At 73.7% G+C, this 18,980-nt stretch carries 24 protein-coding genes and 1 tRNA gene; 12 read left to right on the top strand and 13 right to left on the bottom strand.

The features are described 5' to 3' along the window. Positions 1–166: 166 nt before the first annotated feature. Positions 167–916, top strand: coding sequence for an ATP-binding protein (locus CHF16_RS14890; protein ID WP_089326612.1), 750 nt, complete (start codon positions 167–169; stop codon positions 914–916). A gap of 20 nt (positions 917–936) precedes the next feature. On the opposite strand, the gene larC is transcribed toward CHF16_RS14890, so the two are convergent. The 4 genes from larC to larE are packed head-to-tail and all read right to left on the bottom strand — an operon-like array spanning position 937 to position 3,747. Further along, positions 937–1,668 (bottom strand): nickel pincer cofactor biosynthesis protein LarC, encoded by a 732-nt coding sequence (larC, locus tag CHF16_RS14885; RefSeq protein WP_089326611.1) that lies wholly within the window; start codon positions 1,666–1,668, stop codon positions 937–939. Further along, positions 1,665–2,264 carry a nickel pincer cofactor biosynthesis protein LarB gene (gene larB / locus CHF16_RS14880; protein ID WP_089326610.1) on the bottom strand — a complete coding sequence of 200 codons (600 nt, stop codon included), beginning with the start codon at positions 2,262–2,264 and terminating at the stop codon, positions 1,665–1,667. Before larB (CHF16_RS14880) ends, larC begins: the two co-directional genes overlap by 4 nt. Then, a complete protein-coding gene (gene larB, locus CHF16_RS14875) occupies positions 2,261–2,932 on the bottom strand; it encodes a nickel pincer cofactor biosynthesis protein LarB (RefSeq protein ID WP_089326609.1) in 672 nt (223 codons plus the stop codon). Before larB (CHF16_RS14875) ends, larB (CHF16_RS14880) begins: the two co-directional genes overlap by 4 nt. Then, positions 2,929–3,747: an ATP-dependent sacrificial sulfur transferase LarE gene (gene larE / locus CHF16_RS14870; protein ID WP_179271532.1), complete on the bottom strand. Its 819-nt coding sequence runs from the start codon at positions 3,745–3,747 to the stop codon at positions 2,929–2,931. Before larE ends, larB (CHF16_RS14875) begins: the two co-directional genes overlap by 4 nt. Before the next feature lie 142 nt (positions 3,748–3,889). Between larE and CHF16_RS14865 the strand changes: the two genes are divergently transcribed. Beyond that, a tRNA-Leu gene (locus CHF16_RS14865) sits at positions 3,890–3,977 on the top strand. Positions 3,978–3,996: 19 nt separating this feature from the next. On the opposite strand, the gene bcp is transcribed toward CHF16_RS14865, so the two are convergent. Beyond that, positions 3,997–4,464, bottom strand: a complete 468-nt coding sequence (gene bcp / locus CHF16_RS14860; protein ID WP_218826673.1) for a thioredoxin-dependent thiol peroxidase — start codon at positions 4,462–4,464, stop codon at positions 3,997–3,999. A gap of 179 nt (positions 4,465–4,643) precedes the next feature. On the opposite strand from bcp, the gene CHF16_RS14855 reads away from it, so the two are divergent. Next, entirely contained in the window at positions 4,644–4,955 is a 312-nt protein-coding gene (locus tag CHF16_RS14855; protein ID WP_089326607.1) for a DUF3618 domain-containing protein, read from the top strand. Here CHF16_RS14855 and CHF16_RS14850 read toward each other — a convergent pair. From CHF16_RS14850 to CHF16_RS14830, 5 genes are all read right to left on the bottom strand, one after another. After that, complete coding sequence (locus CHF16_RS14850; RefSeq protein WP_143227990.1) at positions 4,906–5,181, bottom strand: zf-HC2 domain-containing protein; 276 nt, start codon at positions 5,179–5,181, stop codon at positions 4,906–4,908. The genes CHF16_RS14855 and CHF16_RS14850 overlap by 50 nt on opposite strands. A gap of 48 nt (positions 5,182–5,229) precedes the next feature. Further along, positions 5,230–6,501 (bottom strand): family 4 glycosyl hydrolase, encoded by a 1,272-nt coding sequence (locus tag CHF16_RS14845; RefSeq protein WP_089326606.1) that lies wholly within the window; start codon positions 6,499–6,501, stop codon positions 5,230–5,232. After that, positions 6,498–7,172 carry an SIMPL domain-containing protein gene (locus CHF16_RS14840; RefSeq protein WP_089326605.1) on the bottom strand — a complete coding sequence of 225 codons (675 nt, stop codon included), beginning with the start codon at positions 7,170–7,172 and terminating at the stop codon, positions 6,498–6,500. The genes CHF16_RS14845 and CHF16_RS14840 overlap by 4 nt, the downstream gene beginning before the upstream one ends. Positions 7,173–7,242: 70 nt before the next feature. Continuing rightward, positions 7,243–8,427 carry an amino acid deaminase/aldolase gene (locus CHF16_RS14835; protein WP_089326604.1) on the bottom strand — a complete coding sequence of 395 codons (1,185 nt, stop codon included), beginning with the start codon at positions 8,425–8,427 and terminating at the stop codon, positions 7,243–7,245. A 59-nt stretch (positions 8,428–8,486) separates the two neighbouring features. Next, a complete protein-coding gene (locus CHF16_RS14830) occupies positions 8,487–9,416 on the bottom strand; it encodes a CE1 family esterase (RefSeq protein ID WP_089326603.1) in 930 nt (309 codons plus the stop codon). 179 nt (positions 9,417–9,595) lie between these two features. On the opposite strand from CHF16_RS14830, the gene purU reads away from it, so the two are divergent. The 8 genes from purU to CHF16_RS14795 all read left to right on the top strand — a co-directional run bounded on the left by purU (position 9,596) and on the right by CHF16_RS14795 (position 16,592). Next, positions 9,596–10,444: a formyltetrahydrofolate deformylase gene (gene purU / locus CHF16_RS14825; RefSeq protein ID WP_245868522.1), complete on the top strand. Its 849-nt coding sequence runs from the start codon at positions 9,596–9,598 to the stop codon at positions 10,442–10,444. Positions 10,445–10,619: 175 nt separating this feature from the next. Continuing rightward, positions 10,620–11,234: a DUF6286 domain-containing protein gene (locus CHF16_RS14820; RefSeq protein ID WP_143227989.1), complete on the top strand. Its 615-nt coding sequence runs from the start codon at positions 10,620–10,622 to the stop codon at positions 11,232–11,234. A 35-nt stretch (positions 11,235–11,269) separates the two neighbouring features. Then, the gene (locus tag CHF16_RS14815) at positions 11,270–11,833 is read left to right on the top strand and encodes a hypothetical protein (RefSeq protein WP_089326600.1); all 564 of its coding nucleotides are present in this window, start codon (positions 11,270–11,272) and stop codon (positions 11,831–11,833) included. 300 nt (positions 11,834–12,133) lie between these two features. Beyond that, the gene (locus CHF16_RS14810) at positions 12,134–13,696 is read left to right on the top strand and encodes a sensor histidine kinase (protein WP_245868520.1); all 1,563 of its coding nucleotides are present in this window, start codon (positions 12,134–12,136) and stop codon (positions 13,694–13,696) included. Next, positions 13,693–14,364 (top strand): response regulator, encoded by a 672-nt coding sequence (locus tag CHF16_RS14805; protein ID WP_089326598.1) that lies wholly within the window; start codon positions 13,693–13,695, stop codon positions 14,362–14,364. Before CHF16_RS14810 ends, CHF16_RS14805 begins: the two co-directional genes overlap by 4 nt. A 47-nt stretch (positions 14,365–14,411) precedes the next feature. Beyond that, complete coding sequence (locus CHF16_RS40275) at positions 14,412–14,564, top strand: hypothetical protein (protein WP_179271531.1); 153 nt, start codon at positions 14,412–14,414, stop codon at positions 14,562–14,564. A 388-nt stretch (positions 14,565–14,952) separates the two neighbouring features. Beyond that, positions 14,953–16,116 carry a thiolase family protein gene (locus tag CHF16_RS14800; protein ID WP_089326597.1) on the top strand — a complete coding sequence of 388 codons (1,164 nt, stop codon included), beginning with the start codon at positions 14,953–14,955 and terminating at the stop codon, positions 16,114–16,116. 29 nt (positions 16,117–16,145) lie between these two features. Then, positions 16,146–16,592 carry a winged helix-turn-helix transcriptional regulator gene (locus tag CHF16_RS14795; RefSeq protein WP_089326596.1) on the top strand — a complete coding sequence of 149 codons (447 nt, stop codon included), beginning with the start codon at positions 16,146–16,148 and terminating at the stop codon, positions 16,590–16,592. A 16-nt stretch (positions 16,593–16,608) separates the two neighbouring features. Here CHF16_RS14795 and CHF16_RS14790 read toward each other — a convergent pair whose 3' ends face one another. After that, a complete protein-coding gene (locus tag CHF16_RS14790) occupies positions 16,609–17,181 on the bottom strand; it encodes a TetR/AcrR family transcriptional regulator (protein ID WP_089326595.1) in 573 nt (190 codons plus the stop codon). 88 nt (positions 17,182–17,269) lie between these two features. On the opposite strand from CHF16_RS14790, the gene CHF16_RS14785 reads away from it, so the two are divergent. Next, a complete protein-coding gene (locus CHF16_RS14785) occupies positions 17,270–17,731 on the top strand; it encodes a nuclear transport factor 2 family protein (protein ID WP_089326594.1) in 462 nt (153 codons plus the stop codon). Positions 17,732–17,784: 53 nt separating this feature from the next. Here the strand turns inward: CHF16_RS14785 and CHF16_RS14780 are convergent, their stop codons facing one another. Together CHF16_RS14780 and CHF16_RS14775 are read right to left on the bottom strand one after the other, a co-directional pair. Next, positions 17,785–18,144, bottom strand: a complete 360-nt coding sequence (locus CHF16_RS14780) for a MerR family transcriptional regulator (protein ID WP_089326593.1) — start codon at positions 18,142–18,144, stop codon at positions 17,785–17,787. Between the two features lie 21 nt (positions 18,145–18,165). Beyond that, positions 18,166–18,930 carry an SDR family NAD(P)-dependent oxidoreductase gene (locus CHF16_RS14775; protein ID WP_089326592.1) on the bottom strand — a complete coding sequence of 255 codons (765 nt, stop codon included), beginning with the start codon at positions 18,928–18,930 and terminating at the stop codon, positions 18,166–18,168. Between the last annotated feature and the right edge of the window lie 50 nt (positions 18,931–18,980).

Below are 18,980 nucleotides of genomic sequence, written 5' to 3'. Positions count from 1 at the left end.
CCGTTCAGGGGAAGATTCTCGAACTGATCTTTAGTTTCTTCCTTGAAACTGTTGCGCAACTCGGCATGGGCCCGCACTATGTGACGCGAAAGCAGCACGGTGAGTGACCAACTTGTCGCTTTCTGTATGGATCGTGCTGATCGTCATAGAGAGAGGTGGGGCCTCGATGGAGGTCAAGGGGGCGTGGGGGCTGGTGACCGGGGGGCTGTGCGCGTGGCGGCTGCCCGGGGACGAGAGCGGGCCGGCGATGGCGCGGCGGCTCGTCCGGCAGACGATGCTCGAGCTGCAACTGGCCCCGGACGTGATCGAGGACGGCAAGCTCGCCGTCTCCGAGACCGCGACCAACGCGCTCCGCCACGCCGGACGCGCCCGAGGCGACCGGCCGCCCACCCCGCCCGAGCTCTGGATCTGGGCGCGGACCGTCCCGTCCCCGCAGCTCATCATCTCCGTCTTCGACGGCGCACGCTCAACCACCCCGCACGCCTCCGGGGCCGGGCTGCTGGACGAGCACGGCAAGGGCCTCGAACTCGTCCGCCAAGTCACCGCCGCCTGGGGCAGCAACCCCACTCGCTCCCGGGTCGACACCACGTCCGTCCCCGGCAAAACGGTCTGGTTCGCCCTACCACTGCCGCGCGACTGGCCCGGCCTGCACTACCGCGTCCACCCCGGCACCGCCGCACACCACCTGCTGCTCAACCTCACCCGCCGCGGCTTCAGGGGCCAGCGCAGCACCACGGAAGACGGCCTCTCCGTCCTCCTTCTTCCCACCCTCAACGTCTGGGTCCACCGCCGCACCTTCTGCTGGTGGTCCACCCCCCACTGCTACCTCCGCCGCCCCCTCATCGACCTCCAGGAAACGACCGAACTCCTCGTCCACCACCTCGACACCACCCCCGCCCCGGCCCTGCACAACTGAGCGGGCCGTACCGGGTGCCTTCACTCGCGACGCTCGCCGATCGCCACCTGGGTGACGTTCGGGAGGTCGCCGAACACCTTCGTGCCCGCGCCGAAGCCGTTCGCGGTGACGGTCATGTCGGGGAAGGGCCCGAACGAGTCGGCCAGCGTGACCAGCAGCGCAGTGCCGGTCGGCGTACTCATCTCCGCGTCTACGGCGCGGCCGGTGATGGGCGCGCGGGCGCGGGCGAGCAGCTCCACGACCGCCGGGCCCGGGTTGGGCAGCAGGCCGTGCCGGGTCCTGATGAAGCCCTGCCCGACGGGGATCGGCAGCGCGGCCACCTCGTCCACGTCGAGGGTCTCCAGCGCGGCGCAGGTGCCGACGACGTCCACGACCGCGTCGTGGCCGCCGACCTCATGAAAGTGGACGTCGGCCGGGGGCATGCCGTGCACTCGGCCCTCGGCCTCGGCGAGGGTCCGAAAGACCGCGAGCGCCCGTTCCCGCACCCGGTCGGGCAGCGGCGCCTCGCCGACCATCGCGGCGATCACCGCGTGGGTGCGCGACACCGCGTCGTCCTCGACGGTCACGACCGCCCGGGTCGCCGCGATGCCCCGCCGGGTGACGCGCTCGGTGTCCAGCGACCAGCCGGGCAGGCCGAGCCCCGCCAGCATCTTGCGCACCGCGTCCAGGTCGGCGCCCGCGTCGAGCAGCGCGCCGAGGGCCATGTCGCCCGCGATGCCGGCGAAGCAGTGGAAGTAGGCGATCCTCTTCATGTCAGCATCCTCCGTGCGGTGATCGCGGCCCCGAGGCCGTCGTCGATGCCGGTCACGGCCAGTCCGGGCGCGCCGGACGCGAGCATGGCCGCCAGCGCGGCGAGCCCGCCGGACGCGGTGCCGTAGCCGACGCTCGTCGGCACCGCGAGGACGGGCCGGGGCACCAGCCGCGCCACGGCCGACGGCAGCGCGCCGTCCATGCCCGCCGCGACGATCAGCACCCGCGCACCGCTCAACTCGGCGCGCACGCCGAGCAGGCGGTGCAGTCCCGCGACGCCGACATCGGCGGTCAGCGCCGGGCTGAGCCCGAGGGCCTGGGCGGCGGTCAGCGCCTCCTCCGCGACGGGCAGGTCCGAGGTTCCCGCCGACACGACGGCCACCGGCAGCGGGCGGCGGGGGCGCGGCCGGGTGAGGACGACGAGCCCGGACCGCTCATTGCGGGACGCCTCCGGAGCCACATCGCGGGCCGCCGCGAACTGCTCCGGGGTGGCGCGCCGCAGGAACGCGGTCTCCGGGCCGCGGGCCAGGAGCTCCTTCACGCGCGCGCGGACCTCGTCGGGACGCAGGTCCCGCGCCTCGGCGACGGCGACCGTCATGCGCCCGCCCCCGCGTTGATCAGGTGGGCGGCGTATCCGGCGCCGAACCCGTTGTCGATGTTGACCGCGACGACGCCGGGCGAGCAGGAGTTCAGCGCCGACAACAGCGCCGCGTGACCGGCGAAGTCCCCGCCGGACGACGTCGGCAGCGCGACGACCATCTGCTCCACCAGGCCGGACACGAGCGTGGGGAGGGCACCGCCCGTCCCGTCCGCGACGACGAACACGCGCGGGCGCTCGCGCTCGTCCAGCCAGCCGGGGAGGGCGGCGGGGTCGTCCACGGGCGCCCCGTACCGGCGGGACGCGCGGCTACCCATCGCCTCCGCGACCAGCGTGGCCTCCTCGGCGGCGGGCTCGTCCTCCGGACGCCCGCACACCACCGCGATGTCGCCCGTCCGGGCCCGTCCGTCGGGGTTCAGCACGGCCAGCCGCGCCCGTTCGTGCACCACTGCGTCCGGGAACGCGTCGGCGAGCGCCGCCAGCGCCGCCGTAGATGCGCGCGTGGCGAGCACGTTCGCGGCGCCCGACTCGACCAGGTTCGCCGCGATCGCGACGACCTCCGGCACCGTCTTGCCCTCGCAGAACACCGCCTCCGGGTGCCCGCGCCGCCGCCCCCGGTCGACGTCCACCCGGGCGAAGCCCAAGTCGACGCCCGCGAGGTCGCTCACCGGTTCCGCTCCGGGGTGAGGCCGAGGTTGTGGCTGCCCTGCCGGTAGCCCTCCAGGTCGAGGGTCACGTACCGGAACCCGGCCTCCTTGACCAGCCCGGCCAGCTCCGGCCCCCGTGCGGCGGCGGCCATCACGTCCGCCGGTTCCACCTCGATCCGGGCGAGCCCGCCGCCCTGGTCGCGCACCCGGATCCGCCCGCCGAACCCGGCGCCGCGCAGCGCCTCTTCGGCGTCCTCCACCCGGCGCAGCGCGTCCCGCGTGACCGGCACCCCGTAGGCGAGTCGCGACGACAGGCACGCCGACGCCGGCTTGTCCCACGTGCGCAGCCCCAGCTCGCGCGCCGCCTCCCGCACCGCCGCCTTGCCCAGCCCGGCCTCCACCAGCGGGAACCGGGCACCCATCTCGCGGGCGGCGCGCTGCCCCGGCCGGTGGTCGTCCAGGTCGTCCAGGTTCACGCCGAGCAGCACCGGACGGCCCCCGGCGGCCTCCGCCACCGCGGACAGCACGTGCATCAGGGCCTCTTTGCAGAACCGGCACCGGTCGGCGCCGTTCGCGGCGTACCGGGCGTCCTCAAGCTCCCGCGTCGTCACCACCCGGTGCGGCATCCCGAGCCGCCGGGCCTCCGCCCGCGCCGCCGCCAGCTCCGACCGGGCCAGCGACGGCGAGTCCGCGGTCACCGCGAGCGCGGCGTCGCCGAGTTCCCGGTGCGCCGCGTACGCCAGCAGCGAGCTGTCCACCCCGCCCGAGTAGGCGACCACGGCGCCGGGCAGCTCGGCCAGCACCCCGCGCAGGCGCGAGAGAGCGTCGTCGGCCATGGGCATCTCCTTCCAGCGTCGTCTGCGCAGGACGCTAGAAGGCACGCACCGGCCGCGAATCCGTCAGATGACCGGCCGCGGTTTTCTCGTTGCCCCGCCGGGCGGGGAGGCCGCTAAGCTGAACGCGCCCCATCGGGGCCCGGCGGGCGTGGCGAAATTAGGTATACGCGGCAGGTTTAGGTCCTGTTGGTGGCAACACCGTGGGGGTTCGAATCCCCCCGCCCGCACCAGAGCGCCGCGCTTCCCGCGTCAGACGCCGAGGTCGCGGCGGAGGCGTTCTACGTGGCCCGTTGCCTTCACGTTGTAGTACGCCTTCTCGATCTTGCCCTCGGCGTCGATGACGAACGTCGACCGGATGACGCCGACGACGACCTTGCCGTACAGCTTCTTCTCGCCGTACGCGCCGTACGCCTTGAGGACCTCGGCGTCCGGGTCGGACAGGAGGGGGAACGTCAGCCCCTCCTTCTCGCGGAACTTCGCGAGCTTCGCCGGCTTGTCGGGGGAGATGCCGACCACGGTCACGCCCGCCGCCTCCAGCTCGGCCAGGCTGCCCTCGAAGTCGACCGACTCCTTGGTGCAGCCGGGCGTCATGGCGGCCGGGTAGAAGTAGAGGATCACGCGCTTGCCGCGCAGCGAGGCCAGCGGCACCGCGGTCCCGTCGGCGTCGGGAAGCTCGAAATCGGGGGCGACGTCGCCCGGCTGCAGCCGCTCGGACACCCTGTCCCGCCTTTCGCTCGGATGGTGGGAACCCACGGTACCGGCCGGGGTTGGCCGGACGCGCCCGGCCCGGACCTGCCACACTGTTCGGATCATGCTTCGCCCGCGGTCGCGCTCCGCCGCGCCCGCCGCGCGTTCGCTCGACAGGATGAGTTCGCCCGACATGATGAGGACACGGCATGGCTGACTGGAGCGGCGACGACCCGGAGGAGGTCGAACGCTACATCGAGCGCACCCGCCGGGAGCTGGCGCGCAACGTCGACGAGCTCGCCGACCGGGTCAATCCGCGGAACGTCGCGAACCGCGGCGTCGAGCGGCTGAAGCAGGAGGCCGACACGGTCGCGAAGGCGTTCGGCGCGATGGTGCGGCCGGCGTCCGGTGACGAGGATGGCGAGGGCGGGATCGACAAGCGGGTGCTGATCGCGGGCGTCGGCGCCGCGGTCACCGTGACCGCCCTGGTCCTCTGGCGCCGTAGGCGCAGGCGCCGCTGAGCCCCATCCGGAAGGCGCCGGTCCGCGGTCCGCGGCCGGCGCCTTCGGCTTTGCGGGCGGAGCGCGCGAGCAGCTCGGCGACGTCGCGCAGCTCGGCCAGCTCGGCGCGGCACGGCGGGCAGCCGCGCAGGTGCGCCGACAGCGCGGCGGCCTCGGCGCCGGCGAGCCGCCCGAGGGCGTAGACGCCGAGTCCGAGGCGGTAGGCCCCGCAGTCCGTTCCTCCCACGTCCAGCAGTACGGGACGGCGCCCCCGCACGTTCAGCGGAGCAGGCGCTCAGTGGAACTGCGGCAGGTGGTCGCGGTGGGCGGCGAGGCCCTCGTCCAGGATCTTCTCGGCGGTGTGCTTGCTCCGCACGAACGGGTGCGCCATCAGCGCCTGCAGGGCGGTGCGGCGGTCGCCGGTGACGGCGGCGTCGGCCGCGAGCCGCTCGTAGGCGTGGATCGCCTGGGTGAGGCCGCGCACCGGGCCGGGCAGCGGGCCCATCGTCAGCGGGACGGGCCCTGACCGCCCGACCAGCGCCGGGACCTCCACCACCGCGTCGTCGTCCAGCGAGGAGACGGCCCCGCCGTTGCGGGTGTTGACGATCATCCGGCGGCCCTCGTCGCGGTGCATGGCGCAGATGACGTCCACCGCGAACTCGCCGTGCTCGCCGCCGCCGCGCTCCCGGGACGGGTCGGGGTCCGGCTTGTGCGACTCGGCGGTGACCTGCTCGTAGTAGCCGGGCAGCATGGCGAGGATGTCCTGCGCGCGGGTGGTGCCCTTCGCGCGCAGCTCGTCCACGACCTGGTCGTGGAAGAAGTAGTACTTGGCGTAGGAGTTCGGCAGGAAGCCGAGCGCCTTGGCCAGCTCGGCCATGCGGGACGGGTCGCGCCAGGGCGTCGCGCCGCCGCCGGGGACCTCCAGGTCGTCCAGCAGGAGCGGCAGGTCCAGTTCGCGGCCGTCGAGCCGGAGCCGCTGCGCCCAGGTGGCGTGGTTCAGGCCGATCCAGTCGGCCTCCAAGCCGTCGAACGGCAGGCCCAGGAGCTCGGCCCACATCTCGGTGTCGCCGATGAACTGGTCGCACAGCCCGATGATGCGCGCGCCGGTGTGCCGGGCCACGGCGTCGGTGACGACGTTCGTCGGGTTGGTGTAGTTGACGATCCACGCGCCCGGGTCGGCCTCGGCCGCGATGTCCAGCAGGACGGGCACCGACCGCAGCGCCATCAGGAACCCGCCGGGGCCCGCGGTCTCCTGCCCGACGACGCCGTGCTTCAGCGGGATCGACTCGTCCAGGTGCCGGGCCGCGAGCCCGCCCGGACGGAACGTCGTGAACACGTAGGACGCGCCGTCCAGCGCCGGCTTGAGGTCGGTGTGCGACGACACCGTGAACGCGGCGCCCCGCGCGGCGAACATGGCGCGGGCCAGCCGCGTCATGACCTCCAGGTGCGCGGCGTCGATGTCGTAGCAGGCGAGTTCCGTCCCGGCGAGGTCGTCGGCGCGGTGCAGCAGCCCCCGGATGACGCCCGGCATGTAGCCGCTGCCGGCGCCGACGATCGCGACCTTCACCGCGGCTCCAGGTCGGGCTGCGTGACGGTGAACCGGGCCTCGACGGCGGCGCGGACGATCTGCGTCTCCGGCTCCAGGTCGAGCGGCTCGGGCTCCCCGGCCTCGGCCCCGCCCGCGCGCCCGTACGCGGCGGCGAGCGCGACCGGTGCCTCGTGGGACGTGCGGCCGAGCCCCTCGTCCGACAGCTCGACCAGCCCGGTGAGCCGCGCCCCGAGCGCCTCGGCGTAGCTGCGCGCGCGGGCCACGGCCTCGTGCGCCGCCAGCCGCGCGGCCCGCGGGTAGACCTCGCTGTCGCGCCGCAGCTCCCACTCGGGCCCGCTGACGTACGTCCGCTCCAGGTCGGCGAGCCGGGCGACCAGCTCGCCGAGCACCCCGAAGTCGACCACCGTGATCTTGATCCAGACGGTGCCGCGGTAGGCGCGGATGTCGCCCTCGCGCCGCTTGTACTTCAGCAGCGGCGCGATCGACAGCCCGCCCGTCTCGACCTTCTCCACCGCCTCGCCGTAGGAGGCGACCAGGTCGAGGCAGGCCCGGTTCCGCTCGTTGAGCCGGTCGAGCGCGGTGCGCCGGTCGGACTCCTGCGACTGGACGTGCACCGACAGCCGCGCGATCTCCGGCTCGGCCTCCACCACCGCCTCGCCGCGGACACTGATCAGGGGAGCGTCGCTCATCCCCCCAACCTACGCGCACCGAGGCGTGAGCCTCAGCCCGCCGGCCGCGGCGGGGGTGAAGGGGGCCCCTTCACAAGAACGTCTTGCCCTCGCCCCTATACGTCGGGACGGTACGGACGTACTGGCCGTTCTCGATCAGGTGCAGTGCGTCGAAGCGTTCGCAGAGTTCGCCGGCCTTGGTGTGGCGGAACCACACCCGGTCGCCGACGGACAGCAGGTCGGCGGAGGAGCCGAGCAGCGGGGTCTGGACCTCGCCCGCGCCCTCGTTCGGGTCGTAGGACAGCCCGGCCGGGAGGTACGGCTGCGGGAGCCGGACCGCGTCGGCGGGGCCGGACGCGAGGTAGCCGCCGCCGAGGCAGGTCGCGACGCCGCGTCCGGGGCGCCGCACCACGGGCAGCGCGAACAGCGCGGCGGGCCGCCCGGTGAAGTTGGAGTACTGGTCGAACAGGTGCGGCTGGTAGAGCCCGGAGCCCGCGGCGATCTCGGTGACGGCGCGCTCGGCGGCGGTCTTCTCGACGCTGCCGGTGCCGCCGCCGTTGACGAACTCCAGGTCGGTCAGTTCCCGGACGGCCCGGACGATCGCGGCGCGCCGCCGGGCGAGTTCCAGCCGGGACTGCCGCTGCATGGCGCGGATGACGCGGCCGCGCGCGGGGCGTCCGGGCGGGAGGTCGCCGACGCCGGCGATCTGGGACTCGTAGGCCATCAGCCCGACGAGGTGGAGCGAGGGCCGCTTGAGGATGCGCTCGGCGAACGCGCTCACCTCGCCGGGGGTGCGCAGCGGGGAGCGCAGCGCGCCGATCCGGACCCGGCCGCCGAGCGGCCGGTAGGAGGCGTCGATGTCGACGCAGACCCGGACGCGCCGGTCGCCGGCGGCGTCCTCGATCAGCGCGAGGTGCTCGGGGGAGTCGACCATCAGCGTGATCGCGCGGGCGGCGGCCTCGTCCTCGGCGAGCGCCGCGACGGCGGTGCGGTCGGCGGTCGGGTAGGCGACGAGGATGTCGTCGCTGACGCCCTCGGCCGCGAGCCACAGCGCCTCCGGCAGGGTGAACGCCATGATCCCGGCGAACCCGTCCATCGCGAGGACGTCCTCCAGGAGCGCCCGGCAGCGCACGGACTTGCTCGCCACCCGGATCGGCTTGCCGGCCGCGCGGCGCAGCAGGCCCTCGGCGTTGGCGCGGAAGGCCGCCAGGTCGACGGCGGCGAACGGCGCCTCGAGGCCGGCCGTCGCGGCGTCGTAGCGGTCCCGGAGGTTCATGCTCGTCACACTGCCACACTACCGGCTAATGTGAAAAGCTCTCACGTACCGCTTTCCGGTCAGCCCTCGCGCGGATGGTCGGCGAAGAAGTCCCAGAGCATCGGGCTCGCCCCCTTGGGCCAGCTGTGCGTGCCGCCCTGGATCTTGCAGAACGTCACCGCGACCCCCTTGTCGCCCTTACCGGTGCTCGTGCAGTCGGTGCCCGCACCGCTCGCCTCGACCCGCTCGCCGAGCCGGGGGAGCCCGGCCCGCTCGCGCCAGAAGTCGACCGCCTTGGAGACGGGCGGGAACGGGCGCTTGTCGTTGAAGTCGCGGTCGCCGCCGCCGTTGAACGGGACGTTCCGGTCGGCCGTCCCATGGAAGATCATCGCAGAGACCGGACGGCTCGGGTCGCACTTGGTCACCAGAGCGCCCTCGACCACCCCGATGGCCGCCACCTTGTCCGGCTTCTCGCAGGCCATCCGGTACGCCATGCCCGCGCCGTTGGAGAACCCGGTCACGTAGACGCGCTTCGAGTCGGCCAGCCCCGCGTCCGTCAGCTTGTCGATCATCTTGCTGAGGAACCCGACGTCGTCGATGTTCCCCACCTTCGCGGCGCCGCAGCAGTCGCCCGCGTTCCACGTCGTCATGAACCCGTCCGGGTACGCGACGAGGAAGCCGTGCTCGTCCGACAGCTTGTTGAAGCCGGTCAGGCTCTCCATCTTGTTCATGTTGGCGAGCCCGCCGTGCAGGGCGACGACGAGCGCGGGCGCGTCGGCGGGCTTGCCGTCCTCCCACTTGCCGCCCGCCACCTTGGACGGGACGTGCAGCAGGAACTCGCGGTGCCCGATCGTGCCCACGTCCATCTTCTGCTTGTGCGTGCCCGCCGAGGTGGGGATGCCGTCCACCTTCTGCGGGCGCCGGTCGTCCCCGCCCTTCTCACCGGTCTGCTCGGTGCAGCCGGCGACGACGAGGGCGGTGGCCAGGGCCAGGAGCGCGATGCGACGCATGGAGGTCAAGGTAACCCCAAGGAAGCACCTCAAACTACTCGCCGGTAGACGAGCCGCCGCGGACCGTTCGCGAATCGCCGATGTGCGTCGATGTGCAAGGACGGCGGTGCCGCGGCCGGGGGCCGCGTAAGCTCGTAGGGACCCGTCTGAACTGCCGCTTCGCGATAAGAGTGAGACCGTTGAACGAATTCGTCCTGACCCTCTCCTGCCCGGACCGGCCCGGCATCGTCGCGGCCGTCTCGGGGGTACTGGCCGAGCGCGGATGCAACATCGTGGAGAGCCAGCAGTTCGGTGACGGCGAGTCCGGCACCTTCTTCATGCGGGTCCAGTTCGCGGCCCTGGACGACACCGACCCCGACGAGCTGCGCGGCGCGTTCGGCTCGCTGGTGCCCGAGCTGGGCCTGGAGTGGCGGCTGCACGCCCTCGCCGAGCGCCCGCGCGTGCTGATCATGGTGTCGAAGGGCGGGCACTGCCTGAACGACCTGCTCTACCGGACGCGGTCCGGGCTGCTCGACATCGACATCGTCGCGGTCGCCTCCAACCACCCCGACCTGCGTCCCCTCACCCAGTCCTACGGGATCGACTACCACCACCTGCCCGCCGGGCCCGGCGGCAAGCCCGCGCAGGAGGCCGAGATCCTGACGCTGGTCGAGCACTACCGCGCCGACCTCGTCGTCCTCGCCCGGTACATGCAGATCCTGTCCGACGACTTCTGCGCGAAGCTGCCGGGGCAGATCATTAACATCCACCACTCGTTCCTGCCGAGCTTCAAGGGCGCCCGCCCCTACCACCAGGCGCACGCGCGCGGTGTGAAGCTGATCGGCGCCACCGCGCACTACGTCACCGCCGACCTGGACGAGGGGCCGATCATCGAGCAGGAGGTCGCCCGCGTCGACCACACCCACAGCCCCGAGGAGCTGGTCGCGGTCGGCCGCGACGTCGAGTGCCTCGCGCTGGCGCGGGCGGTCCGCTGGCACGCCGAGCACCGCGTCCTGCTCAACGGGGACCGGACGGTCGTCTTCCGCTGACCCCGCTCCCGCCGACCCCGCTTCCGGCGACCCCGTGCTGATCTTCTGACCTGCGCTTTTCCGTGAGATGTCGGCATGGCGCGTATCACTGCGCGTGATTACGCGTCACCATGGGTGACGTTGCCGGGCGTGCCGATGGCTCAGCCGGGCGTGCCGATGGCTCACGGGGGTGGCGATGGCCGAGGCGCTGGTCAAGGACGTGATCGATGAGGCGCGGGACAGGCGCGGCGCGCACCGGCTCGCCGTCCGCGAGTTCCGGCCCCGCCGCGCGCTCGCGGGGGCCCTCGCCGCGCTGCTGCTGACGGTGGGCGGCGGGGTCGCCGCGATCGAGCTGCTGGCCGCCGCGCTCGGCTCGACCGTCCATCCGGTGCCGGGCGTCGCCGCGCTCGCGGACGCCCTGCACGGCCGCACCTGGGACGACCCGGACGTCCTCGCGGCCGCCGGAGCCGTCGCCGTCCTCGGCGCCGCGTTCCTCGCCGCCGCGCTGCCCGGCCGGCTGCGCGGCATCCCGCTGGACGGCACCGACCCGCGCCAGGCGGGGCTCATCGGCCGGGCCGCGGTGCGCCGCGCGGTCGAGGAGGGGGTCCTGGAGGTCCCCGGCATCGAGCGGGCCCGCGTCCGCGGCCTCGGGATCGTCCGGCGCGGGCTGGTCGTGCGGGCCGCCACCCACTACCGGAACCCGGCGAACCTGCCGGAGCTGGTGCGGGCCGCCGCCGAGGAACGGCTCGACCGGATCGAGCCGATGCACCGGCCGCCGGTCGACGTCCGGCTCCGCTGGCGCAAGGACTGAGACACCGGACACCCAGATGCGGCGGAGGGACTGAGATGCGGATCGCGATCGCGATGACCGGGACGGTGCTGCTGCTGGCCGGCGTGTCGGCCGCCGCGCTCGGGCTGGGCGCGTTCGACGCGTTCGGGCCGGTGTCGGCGGAGCCGCTGCTCCCCGCGGGGGCGGGGCGCCTCGCCGGCGGCACCGGCTGGTTCCTGCCGTCCGCCGCGGCCGTCGCCGAGCTGGTGGCCCTCGCCGGTCAGCTCTGGCTCGTCCTCCAGTTGCGCACCCTCGTCCACCAGCGGTGGCCGGACCTCGACCGAGAGACCCGGGCGCGGGCCCGGGACGCCGCCGCCGAGCTGCGGCGCGCCGCGCGCGGCCTGCCCGGCGTCGCGGACGTCCGGATCCGCCTCACCGGCACGGCCGACCGGCCGCGCCTGCTGCTGGACGTCTCCTGCGGGGGCGACGCGCTCGTCGGCGAGGTGTACGGGGAGCTGGGGGCGGGTCCGGTCGAGCGGTACCGCAGCGCGGTCGGGATGCCGGAGCTGCCGGTGGTGATCCGCTTCCGCACGCCGACCGAGCGTTCCCGGCGCCGCCGAGCACAGCCCGAGCCCGCCTGAGCCAGGGGGCTGGAGCCGGGGGGAGCGGCGCCCGTCCCGATCGAACCGGGACGGGCGCCCGCTACCCGGCGGGGCGCCCATGCGCCTGGACGGTGGGCGCATGCACACGGCGGGCGCACCGCGGTGGGGATGGCCTTGCGGAAGCAGGGTCTGCGGGGGTCCGCGGCGTCGCATCCGTCACTATGCGCGGTCCCGTGGTAACGGTCACGCTTGTGTACATTTCGTTCACGGCGTGTTCCGCGAGGGAGGTGCGATCGTCCGATGCGGCGACCCCGCTGGGCGGCTCCCGGCACATGGAGCGTGGCCCGCCAGCTACTGGTGCTGCAAGCGGCGATCGTCGGGCTGCTCGTCGCGGCCGGGGCCGTGCTCGCCTACCTGGACGCGGGCCGCGCCGCCGACGACGCGGCCGAGCAGACCGTGGCGGCGGTCGCGGCGAGCATCGCCGACGCGCGCAACGTCCGGGAGGCGCTCGCCGCCCCCGACCCGAGCGCGCTGCTCCAGCCGTACGCCGAGCGCGTCCGGCGCGACACCGGTGTGGACTTCATCACGATCATGACTCCGGCGGGGATCCGCTACACGCACCCGAACCCGGCCCGGATCGGCGGGCACTTCGTCGGCAACACCGCGCCCGCCGTCGCGGGCCGCACGTTCACCGAGACCTACACCGGGACGCTCGGGCCGTCCGTGCGGACCGTCGCGCCCGTCTTCGACGACCGGCACCGGGTCGTGGCGCTGGTCGCGGTCGGCATCACCGTCAAGGTGATCAGCGCGGAGCTGCGCGAGCGGCTGCTCGCCCTCGGCGCCGTCGCGGGCATGGTGCTGGCCGCCGGGATGGCGGGCAGCTACCTCGTCTCCGCCCGGCTGCGCCGCCAGACCCGCGGGACCGCGCCCGGCGAGCTGCGCGAGATGTTCGAGTACTACGAGGCGATCCTGCACGCCGTCCGCGAGGGGCTGCTCATCCTCGACCGGTCGGGCCGGGTGGTGCTGTGCAATGACGCGGCCCTCGAACTGCTGGACCTGCCCGAGCACCCGCGCGGCCGGCCGGTCGCCGACCTCGGCCTGCCGGACGAGCTGGTCGCGACGCTGGAGTCCCCGAAGCCCCGCTCGGACGAGATCCACGTCGGCGACACCCGCGTCCTCGTCGTGAACACCTCGCCCGTCCGGTCCCGGGACAAGGCGATGGGCAACGTCGTCACCCTCCGCGACCACACCGAGCTCCAGAGCCTGACCGGTGAGCTCGACACCGTCCGCGGCTTCGCCGAGTCGCTGCGCTCGCAGGCGCACGAGGCCGCGAACCGCCTGCACACGGTGGTGTCGCTCGTCGAGCTGGGCCGTCCGGACCAGGCCGTCGCGTTCGCCACCGCCGAGCTCGCGACCGCGCAGCGCCTCACCGACCGGGTCGTGGGCTCGGTCACCGAGCCCGTGCTGGCGGCCCTGCTGCTCGGCAAGTCCGCCGAGGCCGCCGAGCGCGGCGTCGAGCTGGTCATCAGCGAGGACACCGCGATCGAGGGCACGGTGGAGGCCCGCGACCTCGTCACGATCCTCGGCAACCTGATCGACAACGCGGTGGACGCGGCGATCGAGAACGCGTCCGCCCGGCCGCCGCGCGTCACCGTCAGCGCCCGCGAGGACGACGGCACGCTCCTGCTGGAGGTGTCCGACAGCGGTCCGGGCGTCGACCCGGCGGCGGTGCCGGAGATGTTCCGGCGCGGCTGGACGACCAAGTCGTCCGGCGGGCCGGTCGGGCACGGGCTCGGCCTGGCGCTGGTCGGGCAGGCCGTCCGGCGGCACGGCGGCGACGTCCGGGTGGGGCGCGACGCCGGTGCCGTGTTCACCGTGCGGCTGCCCCTGGAGCCGCGATGATCGAGGTGCTCATCGTCGAGGACGACCCGGTCGCCGCCGAGGCGCACCGCATGTACGTCGAGCGCGTCGCCGGGTTCACCGTCGCCGGGGTCGTCCACTCGGGGGCCGAGGCCCTGCGCTTCTGCGAGCGCACGCGGGTGGACGTCGTCCTCCTCGACTTCTACCTGCCCGACACCCACGGCCTCACCGTCTGCCGCGCGCTGCGCGCCGGGGGCCACGACACCGACGTCATCGCGGTGACCTCCGCCCGGGACCTGGCGGTGATCCGCTCCGCGGTCTCGGTCGGGGTCGTCCAGTACCTGCTGAAGCCGTTCACGTTCGCGTCCCTGCGCGACAAGCTCGACCGGTACGCCCGCTTCCGCGCGCAGGCGGTCGGGACCGGCGAGGTCAGCGGCCAGGCCGACGTGGACGGCATGCTCGCCACCCTCCGCACGCCCGACCACCGGGCGCTGCCGAAGGGCATGAGCGGCGAGACGCTCCAGGCCGTCACCGAGGTGCTGTCCCAGGCGCCGGACGGGCTGTCCGCCGCCGCCGCGGCCGACCTGACCGGCGTCTCCCGCGTCACCGCGCGCCGCTATCTGGAGTATCTGGCGAAGAACGGCCTGGCCTACCGCAAACCCCACTACGGGCAGGTGGGGCGTCCCGAGGTGCGCTTCTACCCGGGGTAAGCGGGGTACCTATGGGACGACAGTGCAGCGACATCGGGGGAGTTGTCGTGACGGACAAGCCTGCCAAGCCCAAGGGCACGGAGAACGAGCGCGAGAGCGAGAAGGAGCCGCCTCGCTCGGAGGAGGCGAAGGCCGCGCCCCAGAAGAAGAAGCCGGGCGACGCGGCACGCAAGATGCGCGCCATGTTCAAGGGCGGCTAGCTTTGACGACACCTTTGAGCCTCATTGAAAGGCTATGTCGGGATATGGGGCTAATGTCCGTAGTGAACGTAAACGTCGAGGGGATGAAGGAGGAATGCTTGTCCGACCGTAATGTTTCGGGCGGCTCCACCACGGGGCCCTTCGACGCATGGAGGGAACGGACGTACCACGGCATGGGCCCCTCCCGCTGAGCGGCCCGACGGCCCGGGGACCGCGTTTCGCGGCCCCCGGGCTCGTTCGTGTGCGCCGGGCACCGTCCATCCGCGCGGGTCGCACCGGCTGAGGCGGCGGTGTGAGGCGCCGCACACGAGGTAGTGGGTTGTGTTTTCCAACTCGGTGCGCGGATACTACTTGTGAGTTGGAAAAGGTAACTGAGGAGGAGGTCGACGTGCGGGACGCGGTGATCGTGGAGGCGGTGCGGACTCCGGTCGGCAAGGGCAAGCCGAACGGGGCGCTGCACGGCGACCACCCGGCCGACCTGCTGGCGCGGACGCTCAAGGCGCTCGTCGAGCGGGCCGGGATCGACCCCGGCGAGGTGGACGACGTCATCGGCGGCGTCGTCTCGCAGGTCGGGGACCAGGCGCTCAACCTCACCCGGACGGCCGTGCTCGCCGCCGGGTTCCCCGAGAGCGTCCCGGCGATGACCGTCGACCGGCAGTGCGGGTCCTCGCAGCAGGCGCTGCACCTGGCGGCGCAGGGCGTGCAGAGCGGCGCCTACGACATCGCGATCGCGTGCGGTGTCGAGTCGATGTCGCGCGTCCCGATGGGGTCGAACGTGCTGCCCGGCAGCGACCCCTTCGGGCAGGGCATCCGCGAGCGGTACCCGGACGGGCTCGTCGGGCAGGGCATCAGCGCCGAGCTGATCGCCGCCCGGTGGGACCTGCCGCGGGAGGAGCTGGACGCCTTCGCCTACGAGTCGCACCGCCGCGCCGCCGAGGCGTGGAAGAACGGCGAGTTCGACCGCGAGGTGGTCTGGACGGGCCAGTGGGACGAGACCGTCCGCCCCGGCACGTCCCCGGAGATCCTCGCCGGGCTCAAGCCGGCCTACTACGACGAGCGGACCGCCGAGCGGTTCCCGCAGATCGGCTGGAAGGTCACCGCGGGCAACGCCTCGCCGGTCAACGACGGCGCAGCGGCCGTCCTGGTCATGGGGGCGGACGTCGCCGAGCGGCTCGGGCTGCGGCCCCGGGCGCGGTTCCACGCGCTCACGGTCACCGGCGACGACCCGCTGCTGATGCTCACGGCGATCATCCCGGCGACGGAGAAGGTGCTCGGGCGGGCCGGGCTGCGGCTGGACGACATCGACCTGTTCGAGGTGAACGAGGCGTTCGCGCCGGTCGTCCTCGCGTGGCAGCGGGAGACGGGCGCCGACCTGGCCAAGGTCAACGTGCGGGGCGGCGCGATCGCGATCGGGCACCCGCTGGGGGCCAGCGGCGCGCGGATCATGACGACCCTGCTGCACGCCCTGGAGGACCGCGGCGGGCGCTTCGGGTTGCAGACCATGTGCGAGGGCGGCGGGCAGGCCAACGCCGCCGTCATCGAGCGGCTCTGAGGGCCCGCGCCCTGGCATAGGCTGCGTCCATGCCGAAGGACGCCGCCCCGCGCGAGTGCTCGGTCGCCGACACCCTGGACCTGGTCGGCGAGCGCTGGAGCCTGCTGGTGATCAGGGAGCTGTCCTACGGGGTGCGGCGGTTCGACCAGATCGTCCGCAACACCGGGGCGCCCCGGGACATCCTGACCTCGCGGCTCCGCAAGCTGGAGGCGAACGGGATCGTCCGGCGCGAGCGCTACAGCGACCGCCCGGCCCGCTTCGAGTACCACCTGACGCCGGCGGGCTGGGAGCTGTGCGACGTCCTGCTCGTGCTCATGGCGTGGGGCGACCGGCACCTGAACCAGGACGACCCGCCCGTCCGGTGGCGGCACTCGTGCGGCGAGACGCTCAGCCCAATGGTCGTGTGCCGGCACTGCGGCGAGGAGGCCCGCCCCGGCGCGCACTCACCGACCGGCCGCGGCGCCCTGACGTCCTAGCACGTCCTAGCAGGTCCTAGCCGGGCCCGCGCCCTAGCAGCGCTTCGGCGCCGGCCCGCGCCCGCGCGGCGGCCGACGGGTCGCCCTGGACGCCCGCCACCACGATCGCGCCCTCGGCGAGCAGGTAGACCGCCTCGGCGACGGACGCGTCCACCGCCGAGACCAGCTCGACCACCTGGTCATGGAAGGCCCGCTTGTGTGCGCGCGCCACGGCCGTGATGGCGGGCGCGGCCGGGCCGAGTTCCCCATGGGCGTTCACCCACGCGCACCCGCGGAACCCCGGCTCGGCGAACCACGCGCCGAGCCAGTCGAACATCGCCAGGACGCGCTCGCGCGGGTCGGGCACCGCGTCCACATGGGCGGCCAGATTCCCGCGCCAGCGCCGGTCGCGGCGTTCCAGCATCGCGACGACCAGGGCCTCCTTGGTGGGGAACAGCCGGTACATGCGCTTGAGGGGAAGCGCGGAGGCGGCGCGCAGCTCGTCCATGCCGACCGCCTGGACGCCCCGCCGGTAGAAGAGGTCCTCGGCGACGTCCAGCAGCCGGCGGCGGTCGCGCTCCTGCTGCTCCTCGGTGATCGCGGCCGGCATCGGGGCTCCTGCCTTGACGTTGAGAACGGTCGTTCCCTAGGTTAGTGGACATCGCTAGAGAACGTGCGTTCTCAAACAGGAGGATCCGATGGCCGAAGACCGCCCGCCCTACCCGCCGTTCACAGAGGAGACCGCGCTGCAGAAGGTGCAGGCGGCGGAGGACGCCTGGAACACCCGCGACCCCCACCGGGTCGCCGCCGCCTACACGCCCGACTCGGTCTGGCGGAACCGGGACCGGTTCGTCACCGGCCGGGACGAGATCATCGCCTTCCTCACCGAGAAGTGGGAGCGCGAGCTCGACTACGCGCTCCGCAAGAGCCTGTGGGGGTTTCGCGGCAACCGGATCGCCGTCCGGTTCCAGTACGAGTGGCACGACGCCGCCGGGCAGTGGTGGCGCAGCTACGGCAACGAGCTGTGGGAGTTCGACGACCGCGGCCTGATGCGGCGCCGCGAGGCCAGCATCAACGACGTGGCGATCACCGAGGCCGACCGCCGCATCCGCGGCCCCCGCCCCGCCGCCGAGCACGGCCTGGACATCCCGCTCCGGTAGCGGTGCGGGGCCCGCGACCGGTGGCGGTGCGGGGCGACCCGCTCCGGTGGCGGTCAGACGCGCCGCCCGGTCGCCTCCCGCAGGACGGCGGCCAGGCGCTCGCGCACCTCGACCTGGGCGGCGATGCGCTCGTCCAGCGCCGCGAGCCGCTCGAACGCGATCCGCAGGTTCCTCTCCGCCGGGGGCGCGGCGGTCACGTCGCCGTCCAGGCACGCGGAGAACGCCCGGACGTCGTCGAGGGTGAGCCCCGCCGCCAGCAGGTGCCGGATGTTGCGCACCCGGACCACCGCGCCCTCGTCGTAGATCCGGTAGCCGTTGGACGCCCGCCGCGACGAGAGCAGCCCCGCCTCCTCGTAGTGCCGCAGGGCGCGCGGCGTGGTCCCCGACAACCGGGCCAGCTCACCGATGCGCATGCCACGATCATCACACGGCGGTCATGCCACGACGGCACCGCCGTCCACCGGGACCACGGCGCCCGTCACGAACGACGCGTCCGGCGCCGCCAGGCGCGTGATCGCCCACGCCACCTCCTCCGGACGGCCGATCCGGCCGAGCGGCGTGTGCTCGATCTGCCACTTTCGGAGGGCGGCGAGCCGCTCGTCCGACAGCCCCTGGTGCCTGCCGATCGGGGTGCCGATCGCGCCCGGCGCCACCGCCACCACGCGGACGCCGCGCGGCGCCAGCTCCACCGCCCAGCTCCGGGTGAGGGTCTCCAGGGCGGCCTTCGTCGCCGCGTAGAAGGCGTTCCCCGGCCACGCCCGCTGCCCGACGGACGTGCTGACGTTGACGATGACCCCGCCGTCGCCCAGCGCGGGCAGCGCCGCCTTCACCAGCAGGACGGGCGCGACGAGGTTCGTCGCGAGCTGCGCGTCCATCGCCTCGGGCGTGGTCGCGTCCAGCGTGGCGCTCTGCACGATCGCCGCGTTGTTGACCAGGACGTCCAGGCGCCCGTGGGTCTGCACGACGTGCCGCACGATCTCCTCGGCGGCGCCCTCCCCGGTGATGTCGGCGGGCAGCGGGTGGATGAGGTCGTGCCCCGCGGCCGTCTCCGCGAGCGGCTCGGCCCGCCGGCCGACGACCACCACCCGCGTCCCCTCGGCGGCGAACATGCGCGCCGTCGCGCGCCCGATGCCCGTCCCGGCTCCGGTGACGACGGCGACTCTCTCCTGTGCGGCTCTGTCCTGTGAACGCGTCTCCATGCGTCCAACCCTCGAACCCTGCCGCCTGCGTCAAGGTCAAGCCGGGGGCG

It is taken from the genome of Actinomadura meyerae (assembly GCF_900188445.1).
GTDB lineage: Bacteria > Actinomycetota > Actinomycetes > Streptosporangiales > Streptosporangiaceae > Spirillospora > Spirillospora meyerae.
Note: the sequence above shows the minus strand (reverse complement) of the source record. Positions and strands in the feature narration are given on the sequence as shown.

Excerpts from the sequence above, each read along its gene's own strand:
- CHF16_RS14890 (WP_089326612.1), top strand. The coding sequence starts at position 167 with ATGGAGGTCAAGGGGGCGTGGGGGCTGGTGACCGGGGGGCTGTGCGCG.
- larC (WP_089326611.1), bottom strand. The coding sequence starts at position 1,668 with ATGAAGAGGATCGCCTACTTCCACTGCTTCGCCGGCATCGCGGGCGAC.
- larB (WP_089326610.1), bottom strand. The coding sequence starts at position 2,264 with ATGACGGTCGCCGTCGCCGAGGCGCGGGACCTGCGTCCCGACGAGGTC.
- larE (WP_179271532.1), bottom strand. The coding sequence starts at position 3,747 with ATGGCCGACGACGCTCTCTCGCGCCTGCGCGGGGTGCTGGCCGAGCTG.
- CHF16_RS14855 (WP_089326607.1), top strand. The coding sequence starts at position 4,644 with ATGGCTGACTGGAGCGGCGACGACCCGGAGGAGGTCGAACGCTACATC.
- CHF16_RS14840 (WP_089326605.1), bottom strand. The coding sequence starts at position 7,172 with ATGAGCGACGCTCCCCTGATCAGTGTCCGCGGCGAGGCGGTGGTGGAG.
- CHF16_RS14835 (WP_089326604.1), bottom strand. The coding sequence starts at position 8,427 with ATGAACCTCCGGGACCGCTACGACGCCGCGACGGCCGGCCTCGAGGCG.
- CHF16_RS14830 (WP_089326603.1), bottom strand. The coding sequence starts at position 9,416 with ATGCGTCGCATCGCGCTCCTGGCCCTGGCCACCGCCCTCGTCGTCGCC.
- CHF16_RS14820 (WP_143227989.1), top strand. The coding sequence starts at position 10,620 with ATGGCCGAGGCGCTGGTCAAGGACGTGATCGATGAGGCGCGGGACAGG.
- CHF16_RS14815 (WP_089326600.1), top strand. The coding sequence starts at position 11,270 with ATGCGGATCGCGATCGCGATGACCGGGACGGTGCTGCTGCTGGCCGGC.
- CHF16_RS14805 (WP_089326598.1), top strand. The coding sequence starts at position 13,693 with ATGATCGAGGTGCTCATCGTCGAGGACGACCCGGTCGCCGCCGAGGCG.
- CHF16_RS14795 (WP_089326596.1), top strand. The coding sequence starts at position 16,146 with ATGCCGAAGGACGCCGCCCCGCGCGAGTGCTCGGTCGCCGACACCCTG.
- CHF16_RS14790 (WP_089326595.1), bottom strand. The coding sequence starts at position 17,181 with ATGCCGGCCGCGATCACCGAGGAGCAGCAGGAGCGCGACCGCCGCCGG.
- CHF16_RS14785 (WP_089326594.1), top strand. The coding sequence starts at position 17,270 with ATGGCCGAAGACCGCCCGCCCTACCCGCCGTTCACAGAGGAGACCGCG.
- CHF16_RS14780 (WP_089326593.1), bottom strand. The coding sequence starts at position 18,144 with ATGCGCATCGGTGAGCTGGCCCGGTTGTCGGGGACCACGCCGCGCGCC.
- CHF16_RS14775 (WP_089326592.1), bottom strand. The coding sequence starts at position 18,930 with ATGGAGACGCGTTCACAGGACAGAGCCGCACAGGAGAGAGTCGCCGTC.